The organism is Kocuria sabuli (assembly GCF_040981185.1).
In the GTDB taxonomy this organism is placed as follows: domain Bacteria; phylum Actinomycetota; class Actinomycetes; order Actinomycetales; family Micrococcaceae; genus Kocuria; species Kocuria sabuli.
Genome location: NZ_JAVHZE010000064.1, coordinates 1 through 809, shown reverse-complemented (window position 1 = coordinate 809; position 809 = coordinate 1). Strand labels below are relative to the sequence as shown.

Here is an 809-nt window from a genome sequence, read left to right as displayed (position 1 = left end):
ATTTTTTATTTATTTGGAAATATATTGATACAAAAAAGGACGGATTGACTATGACTCAGCGAATTCAGCAGATCCAACGTATCGTGGAACAGCAAGGAATCACTCAACTGGTACATTTCACTAAGGCCGAAAATCTTCCAAGTATAATGGAACATGGGATAGTCCCGATTTCTCGGATTGGAGAGTTTGGTATCACGCCTGCCACTAATGATCAACTTCGCCTTGATGGTCATTTAGATGGTACGTCTCTTTCTATCACCTTTCCTAATCACAGAATGTTCTACAAATATAGGCTGGAAAATCAAGGGGTTGATTGGGTGGTGTTAGGTATAAAACCATCTATTCTATGGACAAAGGATTGCGCTTTTTGTCGCCACAATGCTGCGGATGCTCGAATAAGCGTCAAGGCATTGGATGATTTGAGGCTTCCTGAATCACTTGCGGGAATGTTTAGCGAGATAGACGGGTATGAAACACGAGATGGTCAAAAACTTTTAACATCCGATCCAACAGACGAACAAGCAGAAGTGTTAGTTTTTGATGTAATTGAACCTGAACTGATCTTAGGGGCGGCCTTCAATAGCAGAACCGCAAACACACTTTACCAAAATCTCTTCGGAGAAAAAAAGATTATACTTAATGACAAAACCAATGGTTTATTTGGTTCTCGTTCATTTAAGCGTAAGTGGTAAAACAATGGCACAAAGGCCCGTATATATACCTGTTAAAGAAAAATCACTCTTCGTAAAAACTGAGCTTGTAGATTTTACGTGGTTCCCGGGAATGTCAGTCTCACAAAAGCAGAAATC

Annotated in this window: 2 protein-coding genes; both read left to right on the top strand. The window is 39.9% G+C overall.

The window, feature by feature from the left end; translation table 11 throughout:
• Positions 1 to 692: DarT ssDNA thymidine ADP-ribosyltransferase family protein (locus RE027_RS17875; RefSeq protein WP_368809645.1), on the top strand; the 692-nt coding region annotated here is incomplete at its 5' end.
• A partial coding sequence (locus RE027_RS18315) for a DarT1-associated NADAR antitoxin family protein (protein ID WP_438612450.1) occupies positions 640 to 809 on the top strand: 170 nt, incomplete at its 3' end. The genes RE027_RS17875 and RE027_RS18315, both read left to right, overlap by 53 nt.